At 64.4% G+C, this 14,355-nt stretch carries 17 protein-coding genes; 3 read left to right on the top strand and 14 right to left on the bottom strand.

Annotated features, from left to right (window positions below; all coding sequences use genetic code 11):
* Positions 1-45: 45 nt before the first annotated feature.
* The gene (locus tag CNX70_RS08720; RefSeq protein ID WP_096234384.1) at positions 46-498 is read left to right on the top strand and encodes a DUF192 domain-containing protein; all 453 of its coding nucleotides are present in this window, start codon (positions 46-48) and stop codon (positions 496-498) included.
* Between the two features lie 131 nt (positions 499-629).
* Here the strand turns inward: CNX70_RS08720 and rpsT are convergent, their stop codons facing one another.
* A complete protein-coding gene (rpsT, locus tag CNX70_RS08715; protein WP_010395935.1) occupies positions 630-896 on the bottom strand; it encodes a 30S ribosomal protein S20 in 267 nt (88 codons plus the stop codon).
* Positions 897-1,203: 307 nt separating this feature from the next.
* Here rpsT and murJ point away from each other — a divergent pair, with 307 nt between their 5' ends.
* On the top strand, positions 1,204-2,751 hold the full coding sequence (murJ, locus tag CNX70_RS08710) for a murein biosynthesis integral membrane protein MurJ (protein ID WP_096234383.1): 1,548 nt from the start codon (positions 1,204-1,206) through the stop codon (positions 2,749-2,751).
* 127 nt (positions 2,752-2,878) lie between these two features.
* Here the strand turns inward: murJ and CNX70_RS08705 are convergent, their stop codons facing one another.
* From CNX70_RS08705 to gspG, 12 genes are all read right to left on the bottom strand, one after another.
* Complete coding sequence (locus CNX70_RS08705) at positions 2,879-3,361, bottom strand: FxDxF family PEP-CTERM protein (protein WP_096234382.1); 483 nt, start codon at positions 3,359-3,361, stop codon at positions 2,879-2,881.
* 226 nt (positions 3,362-3,587) lie between these two features.
* Positions 3,588-4,262, bottom strand: coding sequence for a type II secretion system protein (locus CNX70_RS08700; RefSeq protein WP_244199081.1), 675 nt, complete (start codon positions 4,260-4,262; stop codon positions 3,588-3,590).
* Positions 4,263-4,267: 5 nt separating this feature from the next.
* Entirely contained in the window at positions 4,268-4,660 is a 393-nt protein-coding gene (locus CNX70_RS08695) for a type II secretion system protein (RefSeq protein ID WP_096234381.1), read from the bottom strand.
* A 3-nt stretch (positions 4,661-4,663) separates the two neighbouring features.
* Entirely contained in the window at positions 4,664-5,155 is a 492-nt protein-coding gene (locus tag CNX70_RS08690) for a type II secretion system protein (RefSeq protein WP_096234380.1), read from the bottom strand.
* Positions 5,152-7,185, bottom strand: a complete 2,034-nt coding sequence (locus CNX70_RS08685) for a secretin GspD/PilQ domain-containing protein (RefSeq protein WP_096234379.1) — start codon at positions 7,183-7,185, stop codon at positions 5,152-5,154. Before CNX70_RS08685 ends, CNX70_RS08690 begins: the two co-directional genes overlap by 4 nt.
* Positions 7,185-7,706: a hypothetical protein gene (locus CNX70_RS08680; protein WP_096234378.1), complete on the bottom strand. Its 522-nt coding sequence runs from the start codon at positions 7,704-7,706 to the stop codon at positions 7,185-7,187. Before CNX70_RS08680 ends, CNX70_RS08685 begins: the two co-directional genes overlap by 1 nt.
* A complete protein-coding gene (locus CNX70_RS08675; protein ID WP_096234377.1) occupies positions 7,703-8,266 on the bottom strand; it encodes a hypothetical protein in 564 nt (187 codons plus the stop codon). The genes CNX70_RS08680 and CNX70_RS08675 overlap by 4 nt, the downstream gene beginning before the upstream one ends.
* Positions 8,263-8,811, bottom strand: coding sequence for a hypothetical protein (locus tag CNX70_RS08670; protein WP_096234376.1), 549 nt, complete (start codon positions 8,809-8,811; stop codon positions 8,263-8,265). The genes CNX70_RS08675 and CNX70_RS08670 overlap by 4 nt, the downstream gene beginning before the upstream one ends.
* Positions 8,808-9,608 carry a hypothetical protein gene (locus CNX70_RS08665; protein WP_096234375.1) on the bottom strand — a complete coding sequence of 267 codons (801 nt, stop codon included), beginning with the start codon at positions 9,606-9,608 and terminating at the stop codon, positions 8,808-8,810. Before CNX70_RS08665 ends, CNX70_RS08670 begins: the two co-directional genes overlap by 4 nt.
* A gap of 10 nt (positions 9,609-9,618) precedes the next feature.
* Positions 9,619-11,331, bottom strand: a complete 1,713-nt coding sequence (locus tag CNX70_RS08660; RefSeq protein WP_096238344.1) for a GspE/PulE family protein — start codon at positions 11,329-11,331, stop codon at positions 9,619-9,621.
* Positions 11,331-12,536, bottom strand: coding sequence for a type II secretion system F family protein (locus CNX70_RS08655; protein ID WP_096234374.1), 1,206 nt, complete (start codon positions 12,534-12,536; stop codon positions 11,331-11,333). The genes CNX70_RS08660 and CNX70_RS08655 overlap by 1 nt, the downstream gene beginning before the upstream one ends.
* A 35-nt stretch (positions 12,537-12,571) precedes the next feature.
* Positions 12,572-13,015 carry a type II secretion system major pseudopilin GspG gene (gene gspG, locus CNX70_RS08650; protein ID WP_096234373.1) on the bottom strand — a complete coding sequence of 148 codons (444 nt, stop codon included), beginning with the start codon at positions 13,013-13,015 and terminating at the stop codon, positions 12,572-12,574.
* Positions 13,016-13,381: 366 nt separating this feature from the next.
* On the opposite strand from gspG, the gene CNX70_RS28100 reads away from it, so the two are divergent.
* Complete coding sequence (locus CNX70_RS28100) at positions 13,382-13,678, top strand: protease inhibitor I9 family protein (protein ID WP_157750954.1); 297 nt, start codon at positions 13,382-13,384, stop codon at positions 13,676-13,678.
* 29 nt (positions 13,679-13,707) lie between these two features.
* Here the strand turns inward: CNX70_RS28100 and CNX70_RS08640 are convergent, their stop codons facing one another.
* A complete protein-coding gene (locus CNX70_RS08640; RefSeq protein ID WP_096234371.1) occupies positions 13,708-14,346 on the bottom strand; it encodes an NF038129 family PEP-CTERM protein in 639 nt (212 codons plus the stop codon).
* Between the last annotated feature and the right edge of the window lie 9 nt (positions 14,347-14,355).

Genomic DNA, 14,355 nt, shown 5'->3' with positions numbered 1-14,355 from the left:
CGCCAGCATGGCTTAATCGCCGCTTCGCAGCCACCGTCCCGCGCCATGAAAATGTCCCCTCGCCGTCTCAGCCTGTCCATCGCCCTGCTGGCGTGCGCCAGCATTGCGCAAGCGCAAACACCGCAAGGCAAGAGCTTGCAGCTCTCGGCCGGCATGCATTTGATCCAGGCCGAAGTGGCCGCCACGGAAGCGCAACGCGTACAAGGCTTGATGTACCGCGAAAAGATGCCGGCGAATGCAGGCATGCTGTTCGTCTTTGGCAACCCGTCCACGCAATGCATGTGGATGAAGAACACGCCGCTACCCCTGTCCGTGGCCTTTATCGACGCCAGCGGCAAGATCGTCAACATCGAAGACATGCAAGCGCACACGCTCGACAGCCATTGCTCGACCAAGACCGTGCCCGTGCGCTATGCGCTGGAAATGAACCTGGGCTGGTTCAAGCAAAAAAACATCAAGCCAGGCATGAGCATCGGCAACCTGCCGGCGGTGCGCTAGATAGTGGCGGCCGCAGCCGCAAAAAACGCGAAAAAACCCGCCAGAACGAATCTGCGGGTTTTTGCTTTTCAACCAGTGCCAGCGTACCGGCACAGGCAAGGCCACCATGGTGGCTTGCCTGCTGGCGAATATTAAGCGGACAGTGCTTTCAAGGCAGCTGCCAGACGGCTCTTATGGCGAGCTGCCTTGTTTTTGTGGATGATCTTCTTGTCAGCGATACGGTCGATGGTCGACACGGATGCTTGGAAGATTGCAGCAGCTGCTGCCTTGTCGCCGCCCTGGATCGCTTTGCGAGCAGCTTTGATAGCCGTGCGCAAGGTCGAACGTTGGGACGAATTGTGTGCGTTTTGCTTAACTGCTTGACGAGCGCGTTTGCGCGCTTGTGCGGTATTTGCCATGGAATTTCCTAAAACAGGGTCAAAGTGCGTTTGCAAACATTAGTGTTTGCCAACCGGTGCGTTCTGTGCGTCTGCCGAACCATGTGTGCCAAACCAGTGCCTGTCAAACATTAGTGTCTGCGTAACAGAATTCTGTACAGCCTTCGATTATAGCGATATTTTCAAGCGGGGGCAAATCAAAAAACCGTGTGTGACACCAAAAACACCTGAAAATGGGCCTGGCAAGGGCGAATCGGCAGCGAATCGGCAGCAATTGTTACCATCATTAAGCGTTTAACGGTAGCGCGCCCGGCTATAATCTGCCCCCATGAACTTGCTTAAAACCCTCGCCGCCATCTCCAGCATGACCATGCTGTCCCGTGTAACCGGATTATTGCGCGAAAGCCTGTTCGCGCGCGCCTTTGGCGCCGGCGCCTACACGGACGCCTTCATTGTTGCCTTCCGCATCCCCAACCTGTTGCGCCGCTTGTTTGCCGAGGGTGCATTCTCGCAAGCCTTCGTGCCGATCTTGTCTGAATACAAGAACCAGCATGGCCAGGAAGCCAGCAAGCAACTGGCCGACCACGTGGCCACCACGCTGGTCTGGGCCACCTTGCTGGTGTCCGCCATCGGCATCGTCGGCGCGCCGTGGTTCGTGTATGCCATCGCCACGGGCCTGACCAAGGACGCAGGCGCTTTTGACGCAGCCGTGTGGATGACGCGGCTGATGTTCCCTTATATTACTTGCATGTCCTTCGTGGCCCTGGCCGGCGGCATTCTGAATACCTGGCGCGAATTCAAGATTCCCGCCTTCACGCCGGTGCTGCTCAACTTATCATTCATCGCCGCCTCGCTGTTCCTCGCGCCGCACCTGAAACAGCCGATCTACGCCATGGCCATTGCCGTGTTCGCCGGCGGCTTGCTGCAAGTGGCCATCCAGATTCCCGCGCTGATCAAGATCGGCATGCTGCCGCGCCTGTCGTTCAATCCCGCCATCGGCCTGTCCGACGGCGGCGTGCGCCGCGTGCTGAAAAAAATGGGACCGGCCGTGTTCGCCGTCTCGGCAGCCCAGATCAGCCTGATGATCAACACCAGCATCGCCTCGCGCCTGACGGAGGGCAGCATTTCCTGGCTGTCGTATGCGGACCGCCTGATGGAGTTCCCGACCGCCATGCTGGGCGTGGCCCTGGGCACCATCTTGCTGCCCAGCCTGTCAAAGGCAAACGTGGATGGCGACAAGACGGAATACTCGGCCCTGCTGGACTGGGGCTTGCGCCTGACTTTCCTGCTGGCCCTGCCCGCCGCCGTCGGCATGGCCACCCTGGCCACGCCGCTGATCGCGACATTATTTCACTACGGCAAGTTCACGGCCGAATCGGTGACCATGTCGACGCAGCCGCTGGTGGCTTACAGCCTGGGCCTGATCGGCATCATCCTCGTGAAAACCCTGGCGCCCGCGTTCTACGCGCGCCAGGACATCCGCACACCCGTGAAAATCGCCATCGGCGTGCTGATCGCCACGCAGTTGATGAATCTGCTGTTCGTGCCCTACATCGCCGTGGCCGGCCTGGCCCTGTCGATCGGTCTGGGCGCCTGCCTGAACGCCTCTTTTCTCTACTGGGGCTTGCGCAAGCGCGGCATCTACCAGCCGAAACCGGGCTGGGCCAAGTTCTTCCTGCGCCTGTTGCCGGCACTCATCGTGATGGGCGGCGTGGCGTATGCTGGCGCCATGCGCATCGACTGGATCGCCATGCAAGCCCATCCGCTGCTGCGGGCCGGCGCGCTGGCCCTGCTGGTGAGCCTGTGTGGCGTGGCGTACTTTGCCACCTTATTGTTAGTTGGCTTCCGCTTCCGCGACTTCAAGCGCAGCGCCTGACACGCGGCGCAGGCCCCGCTGCCTGCGCCTTGCCATCGGCAGGACGCCCCGCGCAATGTGGCGGGGCGAAAAAAAACCCGCCGAAGTGCGGGCGGGTTTGGCGATACGACAAGACAGCGTGGCGTGATCAGGCTGCTTTTTTTGCGGCACGGCGACGCGCCATGAAGCCCAACAGGCCCAGACCGCCCAGCAGCATGCCATAGGTTGCTGGCTCAGGCACGGCACTGACGCTGTACGTCCCCGAGTAATTACCGCCAGCCAAGGCGTTACCGTACAGTTGCAGCTTGAACGGACCGACACCGGTGTATTCCACGCCAAAGAAGCGCAGGCTGCCAATCGATAATGATTCACCCAGCTTGCCGTTCAAATTCGATTTCAGCGCATTAAACGAAAGTTGCTGGCCGGTAATCGACAAGCCGATGTTGTACTTGCCAGCACCCAAGCCGTTGAGGAAGATTTCATCCAGGCCGCCGGACAGGATGCCATTGCCAACGACGGCGTTGAAGGCATGCGCGCCGCCATCAGCACTAACATTAATGACTTGATCACCTGCAGAAGCACTGAACGACGCCGCAGCCAGAATGCCGGCAGCGATAAATTTCAATTTCATAGTTTATCCCTTAAAAATTAATTTATGGCTGCGATGCGCAGGCCACCAATAGTTTTAGTACTGAAAGTACTGAACAGAATGGTAGCATAAATACATCTAATTACTTATAAATATTTTATCTAAGTTTCATCGGTGATAACCATTTACGGACTGAACTATTTGCCTATATCGGGCACTTTCCATAGGTAAATAATTCCGCACGCGTCGTCCCGCTGCCAGCCGCCCGCTATCGGGGCACTGGCGCTGCGGCTGCGTCGCCTGGCAGCTCGGCCGGAGCCTGAAGCTGGGGCGCTTCTGGCGGCGCGTCTTCTTGCTGCGCAGAAATAGGTTGGGAAAATAACGATGGCGGCAGTGCGGCGGCACCGCCTGGCGATCGTGCGGCCGATTCATTTGCCAGGCCGGCTTCCCCAGCCTGCGCCGCCGGCTGGAGCGCTTGTGCGTCGACCATGAAATGCCATTCCGACAGCCGCGCCTTGCCGTCGAAGCCGGCAAACCGGGCCTCGAAGTTCCCTACTTTCAACGCTGCGGCCGGCGACAGGCTATGCACGCCGATGATGCCATTACTGCCGGGCTGGTACAGCAAGCCCCACTCGGCACGCCCCGTGATGGGGTCGACATACAGTTTGCGCAGATGACGGCGCAGCTGCGGCACGCGGGGGTCGCGCAGCAAGGCGGAAAGCGTCGGCGGCTGCTGCGGTTGCCCCGGGGGCGTGGCGGCGGCATAACTGCGCAGGGCATCGGAAAACTGCGCGCCGATGTCGAGCAGCTCCTGCTCGGCCGCCTGGCGCTGCAGCAGGGAACCCATCTTCAGGCCGGCCGCGCCCACCAAGCCCAGGATGGCCACCAGGATGATCAGCCCAAGGTAAGTGAAGCCGCGCTGGCGGTGCGCACGAGCATGCATCGCAGCTACCAGTCGGCAAACGGCGTGCCGTTGCGGTCCTTGCCAGGCGCGCCGCTCTTGACGTCATACACCTGGCCCGGCGTTTCGTCAGGCGGCGCGACGATCAGCCATGTCGATTCGCTCTCCGTGATCGGGTCGATGGGCATGGCGCGCAGGTATTTCTTCTCCACCAGTTGCTCCAGGGTATCAGGATAGCGGCCCGTATCGCCGTGGTACTGGTCGATGGTGATGCGCAGATTGCGCAAGTTGTCCGCCAGCACGGTTTCCTTGGCCTTGTCCAGGCTGGGAAAATAGCGCGGCACGGCCAGAGTCAGCAGCAGCGCCACGATGCCCAGCACCACCAGCAGTTCGATCAGGGTAAAGCCGCGCGCGCGCGCAGCATGGTTATCGGCAGCCATGGTTCACCATAAGCGGTAAGGCACATTGTTCAGGCCAGTCTTGCTGGATGTGCAATACACATCGTAGACGTCGTCCCCCTCGCGCGGCTCGGTCGCCTCGCTGGCGTAGCTGCGCCGGCCCCACGTCTGCGCATCGCTGAGGCTGGCATCGGCATTGAACGGGTCGCGCGGCACGCGGCGCAGGAAGAACATCTTGCTGCGTTTCGGGTTGCGCTGGTCCGGCACGCCCTCAACCAGCACTTCCAGGCTTTTCGGGTAGCCGCTGGCGTCCGTGACGCGCACGATGCGTCCTTCGTCGCCGGCGCGCTTGTACGCGTCCAGAGCCTGGCGGATATCGCGCAAGGCGCGCCGCAAATCCTGCTCCTGGCGCCGCTGCATGGCCACCTGCGTGACGGGCACCACCAGCGTGGCCAGCACGCCCAGAATGGCCAGGGTCACCAGCAGCTCGATCAGGCTGAAGCCGCCCTGCCCCTTCCCGGCATGCGCCAGCCTCATTTGGCGGGTGGCTGCGCCACCGGCACGGGCTGGCCGGACGACAGCGGCAGGGGCGCCACCGGCAGCGGCATGGGCTGGCCCGAGGACAGCGGCAGCGGCGAGGCGGCAGGCGTTTCGGGCGATGGCATCACCTCTGGCGAGGCCACCGTCTGCGGCAGCGTCTGCGGCACCTGGCCCGGCACCATCAGCGGCTGCGGCGCCACCGCCTGCATACCGACGGCCGACGGGCCGGAACGCACGATCACCGTGCCCGGCATCTGCGTGGCTGCCTTGGCCGCCATGTCGGGACGGCGGCGAAAGCTGCCTTCCGTGCCGGCAGAAAATTCCGATTCCTTCGCTTCCGGACGCTGTACCGTGCGCACCAGGTGCGGCGTGATCGACAGCACGATCTCGGTCTTCTGGCTGTCATCCTTGCTGCTGCCGAACAGCCGCCCCAGCACGGGAATGTCGCCCAGGCCCGGCACCTTGTTGCCCGAGCTGCGCTCTTCGTTGTTGATCAGGCCCGCCAGCACCTGGTTTTCGCCATCCTTCAATTGCAGCATGGTCGAGGCCTGGCGCGTGCCGATCTGGTACAGGGTCGAGCCGCTCCTGGTAATGGTGGCCGCGCCCAGGTTGCTCACTTCGAGCGAAATGCGGATGCCCACCTCGTTATTCAGGTAGATGGTCGGTTCGGCGTTCACCGTCAGGCCGACGTCCAGGTAGCTGACGGATTCGGAAGCGAAGCCGCCCGTGCCCGGCGAAATGGTGGTGGTCACCACGGGCACCCTGTCGCCGATGACGAACTTCGCCTTTTCGCGGTTGCGCACGCGGATGCGCGGGTTGGCCAGGATGTTCGCATCGCCGTCCTTCTTGTTGATGTTGGCCGTCACGGACAGGTCGCTCACGCCGATGCTGCGCTGGTTCAAGTTATTCAGGTCATTGATGGTCAGGCCCATCCCGCCCGAGGTGGAAAGCGGCGTCAGGGTCAGGCTTGTCGGCCAGGCCACGCCCAGTTCCAGCAGGCGGCTGCGCTTGACTTCGAGGATTTCCAGCTCCAGCACCACTTCTGCCTCGGGCACGTCCTGCAGCGCGATCAGGCGCTCGGCCAGGCGGATCGCCTCGGGCGTGTCGCGCACGATGACGAGGTTGAGCTTTTCATCGGCCACCACGTCGCGCGTCTTGAGGATGGTCTTGAGCGTGTTGGCCACCTGTTTGGCATCCGCGTTCGCCAGGAAGAAGGTCTTTACCAGCACTTCCTGGTACTCCTTCAATTTTGCCGCCACGTTCGGGTAGATCAGGATCGTGTTCGCATCCATCACCTGCTGCTCCAGCTGGTTCGTCACCAGCAGGAAGTAGATGGCCGATTCGACCGTGCTGTTCTTCAGGAAGATCGAGGTTTTCGCATCCGCCTTGACGTCCTTGTCGAAGACGAAATTGAGGCCCGAGCGGCGCGCGATCAGTTCGAACACCTGTTTTAATGGCGCGTCGCGGAACTCGATGCTGATCGGCTGCTTGTACGATTTGGCCAGGCCCGATTCGACGATAGGCGGCGCCGTCTTTTCATCGACTTCGCGCAGCAGCGCGCGCGCGCCCGCATGATTCGGCTGCTCCGTCAGGATGGCGTTCAGGCGCTGGCGCGCCGGGTCGTATTGTTTTGCATCAAACGCCGTGCGTGCATCGGCCAGCAGTTTTCCCTGGCGCTGTTCGCGCTCGAGCGCGCGCAAGCCGCTGTTGGCGCGCTCGTTCTGCGCATCGATTTCCAGCACGCCCAGAAAGCCCGTGCGCGCCAGCTCGCTCTGCCCCGCTTGCGCCTGACGCTCGGCCTGCTGCAGGCCGGTGCTGGTGGCCCGTTCGCGCGCCTGCAGGTAGGCGCTGCGGTACTGCACGTTGCCGGGGTCCTGCTGCAGCGCTTCCTGCAGCTTTTGCAGGCCGGCCGGCACCTGGTTTTGCGCGATCAGCTCGCGCCCGTCGCGGTAGGCCTGCTGCCCGGCACAGCCGGACAGCAGCACCAGCAGTACCGGCAGCAGCGCCGATGAAAAGGAACGAGACATCACTCGAATACTCCAATGTTGAGCTGCTGAACCTGGTTCAACGGCAGGTAAGTGAGCGTCATGACGGGCGGCGCGATCGTCCCGACCCGGTAGGCGCCATCGATGACGGTATTGGCGCGCACGATATACGTCTTGTCGGCGCGCGACAGGAAGACTTCCCAGGCGCCATCGGCGGCCGCCTTGCCCAGGTAGACGAACGGTAGCGGTGGTGCCATCGGCGGCGGTGGCGGCGGCGCGGCGCTGGCCACCATTTTCGGTGGCGGCGGAGTCCAGTTCTGGCTCTGGAAGACGCCATCGGCGCCGCCAAAGGTATCGCCATCCTCGCCCGCCACCTCGCTGCGCGGCAGCAACGCCAGGATGGCTGGCTGTGCGACGGCAGGTCTGGCAGCGCGCTGGCGCGCGGGCGCCACGGCCCGCTCGACCGCCTCGGCCACCTCGGAGACGGGCTGGCGCTCGCCAAACAGCAGCAAGGCGCCCGCGCCCAGCACGCCGGCCAGCAGCAGATAATGGCGCGGCGTCATGGCGCCCCTCCCGCGCTGTCAGCTAAATAAAACGTCAGGCGCAAACGCGCTTCGAGCTGCGTGTCGGCGATCTGCTCGCGGCGAAAACTCAGTTCGTCAAGCGAGGCGAACGGCATGGCGCGCAGCGCCTGCAGTGCAAACTGCCACACGGCCGCATAACTGCCCTTGAGTGGCAAGGTCACCTGGTAAGTGGCGACGCGGCTGGCCTTGTCGTAGCCACTCTTGTACTCGCCCTGCGCCAGCTGCAAGCCATTTTTCGCCGCCAGGTCGAACAGCAGCTTGACTTGCTGCTCGACGTGGCGCTGCTGGCCCAGCGTCGCATGGAAGCGCGCCAGGTTCTCGCTCGATGTCGCCACCGGTGCCGCAGCAACTGCGGCCAGCGAGGCCACCGGCAATGGACGCGCTTCCAGCTGCGCGGCCACGGCACGCTGCTGCCAGGCCCAAGCCCAGGCGGCCATGCCCAGCACCAGCGAGGCCACGGCGATACAGGCGGGCGCGCCCACGCGGCGCAGCAACAGTTGCGCGCGCAAACGCAGCATCGCCAGGTCGATCGCCATCATGGCGCCCCCCAGCGTGCTTCCAACTGGAAGCGCAAGGGCCGGTTAGGATCGAGTTCATTGATTTCATGGCGCAGCAGCTGCACGCGCACGCCAAACAGCTGCTGCCGCTTCAATTGCGCGATGTAGTCCACCATGGCGTCGCTGCCAGTCGTCTCGGCCGTGATCTTCAGCACGCGCTTGCGCGCGTCCGGCTCCAGCGCCAGCAGCGCGATGCCGGGCGGAGTGGCCGAGGCCAGCGCATCCTGCACGTCGCGCCACGGCAGATTCAGTTGCAGGATGGCCGCATTCACGGCCGCCGCCTGCGCCGGTGCAATCGGCACGATCGCCACGGGTACCGGTCCCTGCGTGGCTTGCGCGACGCGCTGCTGCGCGCGCTGCAACTGCCCCTCGCGCAGTTGCTGGCGCTGCAGCGCGGCGCTGCCGCCGTACGCCGCCGTGGCGATCAGCGCCACGCCCAGCCCCCCCGTGATCCATGCCCATGCGGGCACGCGGTGCAGGCTGCGGCGCCAGCCTGCTGGCGCGAAATCAATATCGAGGCGCGTCATGCCACGCCTCCGCTGCAGGCCAGCCGAGCGGCCGGCGACAAGCTACCGTCCCCGTCTGGCGTGGAAAAAATCTGGCAGTGGAACTCTTTCGCCTGCGTCAGCCATGCGGGCGGCGGCGCGCCGCACAGCTGCAGCAGCACGGGCGCCGATACGCCTTGCAGCAGCGCCTCGCGCGCCAGTGTCTGCACCAGCCAGCCATGGCCGGCGTCCGGGGGCACGGGCAGTGCGCGCACGGCGCGCAGGCGGCCAGCGTGCCGTACGCCCAAGGTCAAGGTGTTCTCCTGCAACTGGCCAAACCAGGCGTCCGCTTTCAACGCGCCGTGCCAGCGGTTCCAGTGGCGCACGAATTGCGGCGTGATGAAGATCAATGCCAGCTGGCGGTCCAGGGCCACGCGGGCAAGTTGCGCCAGCAGCGCGCGCGGCACGGCACAAAAAAACGGCGCGCGCGCGTCCCAGGCGTGGCTGCTTTGCCACAGACCGGGAGGATCGCCATACAGCGACTGGAAACGCAGCGCGGCGGCAGCCTCGATATCGGCCAGGCGCGTGGCGCCTTGCGGCAGGTCAACCTGCCACAGGCGCGCCAACGCATCGTCGAGCACCACGGACAAGGGCCAGCGCGCGTATTGTCCCGCTTCCAGCACCTGCTCCAGCACCTGTCCCAGGGCGGCAAAGTTGCCATGCAGGCCGGTGTCGGGCACATACGCGACCTCGCGCAGCAGGGTCCATGCCGGTGCGCGCCAGCGGCTGGTGCGCCACAGGCTGACGCTGCCCGCCGCTACGCCCAGGCGCAAACCCATTCCAAAACTTCTACGCATGCAGGGTGACCCTCTTGATTTCCGTGATGGTGGTGGCGCCCCGCCTGACCAGTTCCAGCGCCGCCAGGCGCAGGCTGCGCGTGCCGTTCGCATACGCGGCCGCCTTGATCTGGCGGATCGGTTTCTTGTCGACGATGAGTTCACGGATTTCATCGGTCAGCACGAGGATTTCGGCGATCGAGCGGCGGCCCTTGTAGCCCGTGCCGCGGCAGTCGCCACAGCCCTTGCCCTGCTTGAATTCATATGCATCAACGTCGGCGCGCACCAGCCCAACGCTGGCCAGCTCACCATCGTCCGGCGTGTACGGCGTGGCGCAGTGCGGGCAATTGGTGCGAATCAGGCGCTGCGCCCAGATGCCGTTCAAGGCCGAGACGAAGGCATACGGGTCGATGCCCATGTGCGTGAAGCGGCCAAACACGTCGAACACATTGTTCGCGTGCACGGTGGTGAGCACCAGGTGGCCCGTCAAGGCCGACTGCACGGCGATCTCCGCCGTCTCGCGGTCGCGGATTTCGCCCACCATGATCTTGTCGGGGTCGTGGCGCAGGATCGAGCGCAAGCCCTTGGCAAAGGTCAGCCCCTTCTTTTCATTCACGGGTATCTGCAAAATGCCGGGCAGCTGGTATTCGACGGGGTCTTCGATGGTGATGATCTTTTCGCGCCCGTTATGGATTTCCGTCAGCGCCGCATATAAAGTCGTGGTCTTGCCCGACCCCGTGGGACCGGTGACGAGCAGCATGCCGTAGGCTTCCTGCGCCAGCGCGCGCAACGCTTCGAGCGATGGGGCGTCAAAGCCCAGTGCTTCGAGCGTCAGCGCGCCGTACGCCTCGATCATGGCGCGCTTGTCGAGAATGCGGATGACGGCGTCCTCGCCATGGATGCTGGGCATGATGGAGACGCGCAAATCGATTTCGCGCCCGCCCGCCTCGACGCGAAAACTGCCATCCTGCGGCACGCGGCGCTCCGCGATATCGAGTTCGGCCAGCACTTTCAGGCGCGAGATGATGTGTTCGGCCACTTCGGTGCCGTTGACCGAAGTGGCGTGATCGAGCACGCCGTCGACGCGGTACTTGACGGCCAGGCCGCCGGCCGTGCTTTCCAGGTGGATGTCCGAGGCGCCCGCCTTCAGCGCGTCGTACAGGGTCGAGTTGACCAGCTTGACGGCGGGGCTGGCCGCTTCCGACACGCTGGCGAACGACAGCACGGCGGCCGTCTTTCCGTCGCGGCGCGCATCGTTCGCTGCGCCGGGCAGCAGGTTGTCGACGGCGCGCGCCGATTCTTCCTGCTTCGACAGGTAGGCGCCGATGTCGGCCTGCAGCGCCAGGCGCACAGTCAAGCTGGCCTGTCCCGCGCGCGCGCCCAGCCAGGTTTGCAGGTCGAGGTCGAACGGGTCGGCGATCACGCCCACCAGTTGGCCATCGGCGGCGCGCAGCAGCACGCTGTGGCGCGCCAGCGCCTGCGACAGCGGCAGCAGGTCGAAGGCAGGAGAAAATGCCAGCATGTCGGTTGTCTCCAGCACGGCCAGACCGAAGGGGCGCGCCAGTTCGCGCACCACCTGGCGCGCCTCGATGCCGCTCAGTTGCTGCAATTCCTCGACCAGGCTGCGCTTCGAGTGCCGGCACAGGGCGCGCGCGCGCTGCATCAGCGCAACGTCGATGGTCTGACCGGGCGCGATGGGCGCGATGGGTTCGGGACTGGTGTGCATCATGAAATATCGCCGGCAAGGTCAAAGATGGGCATGTACAGCAGGATCACGATGGCGCCCACGATCAGGCCGATGGCGGCCATCAGCAGCGGCTCGAAGGTGCGCGTGAAGCGGTCGATCCAGCGGCTGATTTCACCGTCGTAAAAGGCCGCCGACTGCGTCAGCATGGGGCCCATGTCGCCCGTGCGCTCGCCCACGCGCAGCATGCGCAGGGAAATGGGCGTCGTTAGTTGATGCTGTTCAAAGGCCGACGATAGCGGCTGGCCCGCCTCGATGGCCGCGCGCGCCTGGCGCAACGACGCCTGCATGCGCGGCGAGACCATCGCTTGCACGGTGGAAATTGCCTGCACGATGGTGATGCCGCCTTCTGCCAGCATGCCCAGCGTCAGGTACAGGCGCGACAATTCATAGATGCGCACGCGCTCGCCGATGCCGGGCAGCTTTGCCAGCAGGCGCGCCACGCCGCCGTTGCGCAGCACGCGACGCACGGCGGTCAGCAACACGCTGCCGGCCAGCGCCAGCGCCAGCAGCAGGACCAGGCCGTGTTCGGTGACGAACTGGCCCCAGCTGAGCATGACTTGCGACATCCACGGCAAATTGCGCCCGGCGCCCTGGTAGACCTCGGCAAAGCGCGGCACGACATAGGTGATCAGGAAGGCGCTGACGCCACCGCCCACGGCCAGCAGGATGGCGGGATAGATGGCGGCGCTGACGATTTTTGAGCGCACCGCATCGATGCGCTGCTGGTAGTCGATATAGCGCGACAGCGCGCGCGGCAAGTCGCTCGTGCCTTCGGCCGCCTTGACGATGCCGATGTAGAGCGGTGGAAACAGTTCGGCCTGCTCTGCCAGCACGGCGGAAAAACGCTTGCCTTCGCGCAAGCCTTCCAGCAGGCGCGTGAGCACGCTGCGCGTGGCCAGTGCCGCTTCCTTTTCCAGCAGGGCTTCGAGCGCCTCGACGATGCCCAGACCCGCTGTCAATAGCGCCAGCAATTCCTGGCTGAACAGCAACAGGGGCAGCGCGCGCGCGCGCTGGCGTCCGGCCGCGCTGAACGGAGTGGCCCGCAGCGGCCGGATGGCGCTGACAAACAGGCCCCGCGCCTCGGCCTGGCGGCGCGCGTGTGCTTCGTCGCGCGCGTCAATCACGCAGGTCGACAAGGTGGCCGCTGCCTGGTCCGTGGAGAGCGCGCGAACTTCAAACTGCATGATGGCGTATCCGTGAGGGAGGAGTGGCGCTGGCGCTATTGCGCGCTGATGTCGGCGTTCTCGCCGCTGCCACCGGGCTGGCCATCCTTGCCCATCGAGACGATGTCGTACTCGCCCTTGCTGCCGGGCGCGCGGTATTGATAGGCATGGCCCCAGGGGTCGAGCGGCACGGCCTTTTTCAGGTACGGTCCATTCCAGCGCGTGCCGGCAGCCGGCGGCGCCACCAGCAGCGCGCCCAGCCCTTCTTCCGTGGTCGGGTAGCGCCCCACGTCGAGGCGATAGGTATCGAGCGACTTTTCAAACGCCTCGATCTGCGCCTTGGCCACCGTCACTTCCGATTTGCCCAGCTGGGCAAAATACTTGGGGCCGACATACGCCGCCAGCAAGCCGATGATCACGATGACGACCAATAATTCGAGCAATGTAAAACCACGCGCACCGCGCGCTGCTGCCAAGTTATGCCTGTGTGCTGCTTGCATCCGCTAACTCCCTCTTGCCTGCCTTCGACATTGCCCCCCCCATGCGCAGCTGATGGCCGCACGCAGGAGTGACACGCTTGCCTGATGCATATCAGGCTACCATGCCGCTTATGGTTAATACAATCTTTTCTTTGTATTGTAAATAACAAAACTTCAGCAAAAAGCCTGAACTTGCGCAAAACGCCATGTTGCGCCGCGCGCGCCGCCTGCCGCGCAGCACGCGTACAATCAGTGCACGGGTGGCATGCCGCCGCCGCGAACCGAAGGAGCACGCATGTCCGCATTCCATCTGGGTCTGGCCATTCTCGCTGGCGCCATGGCGCAGCCGGCCGGCGCATCGGCCGCCCCACGCGCCAGGCGTATATTGTGCAATTACCCGTGCAATTGCCGGCAGCGGCGCCAACGGCTGCCGCGCCAGGCGCGGCGCAGCGCGAAGCCCGGGCAACGCAGGCCGAGGCACAACGGCGCGCCGTGCTGGCGCTGGTACCCGAAGCCAGCGTGCAACACCACTACACGGCCACGCTGAACGGCTTTGCCGCCCTGCTCACGCCAGCCGAGGTCAAGCGCCTGCGCGCCAGTCCCCTCGTCGCGCGCGTCTCACCCAGCACCGAAGAGCATGTCAATGACAGGGGCGCGCGCAGCGTGCCCGATGCGCAGCGCTGAAGCCTGGCCCGGGCCGGCAGAGCCGGTGCTTACGCCGCTGGCAGGCGCTGGCGGCGGCGCAAGGCAAAGCCGATCAGTGCCAGGCCACCCGTCAGCATCATCCATTCCGACGCTTCCGGCACGGCCGATATCGACGCGATGCTGGCATAGGTGCTGCCGGCGATGCTGGCGGGCAAGCCACCGTTGACCGGCGTCAGTTCGAACTGCACCAGGTTGCCATTCACGTTGCCCAGGTATGAACCGGCGCTGGCGTCGAGCAAGCCCACGCCAAAGGTCGTGCCCGCGTTGCCGGCCGTGTTCAGGAAGCAGCCGCCAAAGACCACGTTGAAGGCGAACTTGCCGCCCAGGGTCACGTTGTGAAACCAGTCGTTGTAGGCGCCGCTATTGCCGAAGGTCAAGGTGCCCGGCACGCTGCCGCTGACATTGCCTTCCTGCGACGCCAGCGCGCCGAACGCGCCCGAGAAATTGCTGAGCACAGCGCTGGCGCCCGGTGCGGGGCTGTTGCCGGCGATAAAGGCAAAGTCGAGGAAGCCGGCGCCGGAAAACTGGCTGGTGTCGATTTCCACGTGGTAACTGAGCGGGCCCGCCAGCGCCAGGCTGGAGCTGCCAGCAAGCAAGGCGGCCAGCACGGCGTGGCGCAAGGTACGGTTGAGTGTCGTTGCAAACATGGTGATGTC

Origin of the sequence: Janthinobacterium svalbardense, from assembly GCF_002327145.1 — a bacterium.
GTDB lineage: Bacteria > Pseudomonadota > Gammaproteobacteria > Burkholderiales > Burkholderiaceae_D > Janthinobacterium > Janthinobacterium tructae.
Note: the sequence above shows the minus strand (reverse complement) of the source record. Positions and strands in the feature narration are given on the sequence as shown.

Excerpts from the sequence above, each read along its gene's own strand:
- CNX70_RS08665 (WP_096234375.1), bottom strand. The coding sequence starts at position 9,608 with ATGGGTTTGCGCCTGGGCGTAGCGGCGGGCAGCGTCAGCCTGTGGCGC.
- CNX70_RS08700 (WP_244199081.1), bottom strand. The coding sequence starts at position 4,262 with ATGCATGCTCGTGCGCACCGCCAGCGCGGCTTCACTTACCTTGGGCTG.
- CNX70_RS08655 (WP_096234374.1), bottom strand. The coding sequence starts at position 12,536 with ATGCAGTTTGAAGTTCGCGCGCTCTCCACGGACCAGGCAGCGGCCACC.
- CNX70_RS08680 (WP_096234378.1), bottom strand. The coding sequence starts at position 7,706 with ATGACGCCGCGCCATTATCTGCTGCTGGCCGGCGTGCTGGGCGCGGGC.
- CNX70_RS08720 (WP_096234384.1), top strand. The coding sequence starts at position 46 with ATGAAAATGTCCCCTCGCCGTCTCAGCCTGTCCATCGCCCTGCTGGCG.
- CNX70_RS08670 (WP_096234376.1), bottom strand. The coding sequence starts at position 8,811 with ATGACGCGCCTCGATATTGATTTCGCGCCAGCAGGCTGGCGCCGCAGC.
- CNX70_RS08695 (WP_096234381.1), bottom strand. The coding sequence starts at position 4,660 with ATGGCTGCCGATAACCATGCTGCGCGCGCGCGCGGCTTTACCCTGATC.
- CNX70_RS08675 (WP_096234377.1), bottom strand. The coding sequence starts at position 8,266 with ATGATGGCGATCGACCTGGCGATGCTGCGTTTGCGCGCGCAACTGTTG.
- CNX70_RS08705 (WP_096234382.1), bottom strand. The coding sequence starts at position 3,361 with ATGAAATTGAAATTTATCGCTGCCGGCATTCTGGCTGCGGCGTCGTTC.
- CNX70_RS08685 (WP_096234379.1), bottom strand. The coding sequence starts at position 7,185 with ATGTCTCGTTCCTTTTCATCGGCGCTGCTGCCGGTACTGCTGGTGCTG.
- murJ (WP_096234383.1), top strand. The coding sequence starts at position 1,204 with ATGAACTTGCTTAAAACCCTCGCCGCCATCTCCAGCATGACCATGCTG.
- gspG (WP_096234373.1), bottom strand. The coding sequence starts at position 13,015 with ATGCAAGCAGCACACAGGCATAACTTGGCAGCAGCGCGCGGTGCGCGT.
- CNX70_RS08690 (WP_096234380.1), bottom strand. The coding sequence starts at position 5,155 with ATGAGGCTGGCGCATGCCGGGAAGGGGCAGGGCGGCTTCAGCCTGATC.
- CNX70_RS08660 (WP_096238344.1), bottom strand. The coding sequence starts at position 11,331 with ATGCACACCAGTCCCGAACCCATCGCGCCCATCGCGCCCGGTCAGACC.
- CNX70_RS08640 (WP_096234371.1), bottom strand. The coding sequence starts at position 14,346 with ATGTTTGCAACGACACTCAACCGTACCTTGCGCCACGCCGTGCTGGCC.
- rpsT (WP_010395935.1), bottom strand. The coding sequence starts at position 896 with ATGGCAAATACCGCACAAGCGCGCAAACGCGCTCGTCAAGCAGTTAAG.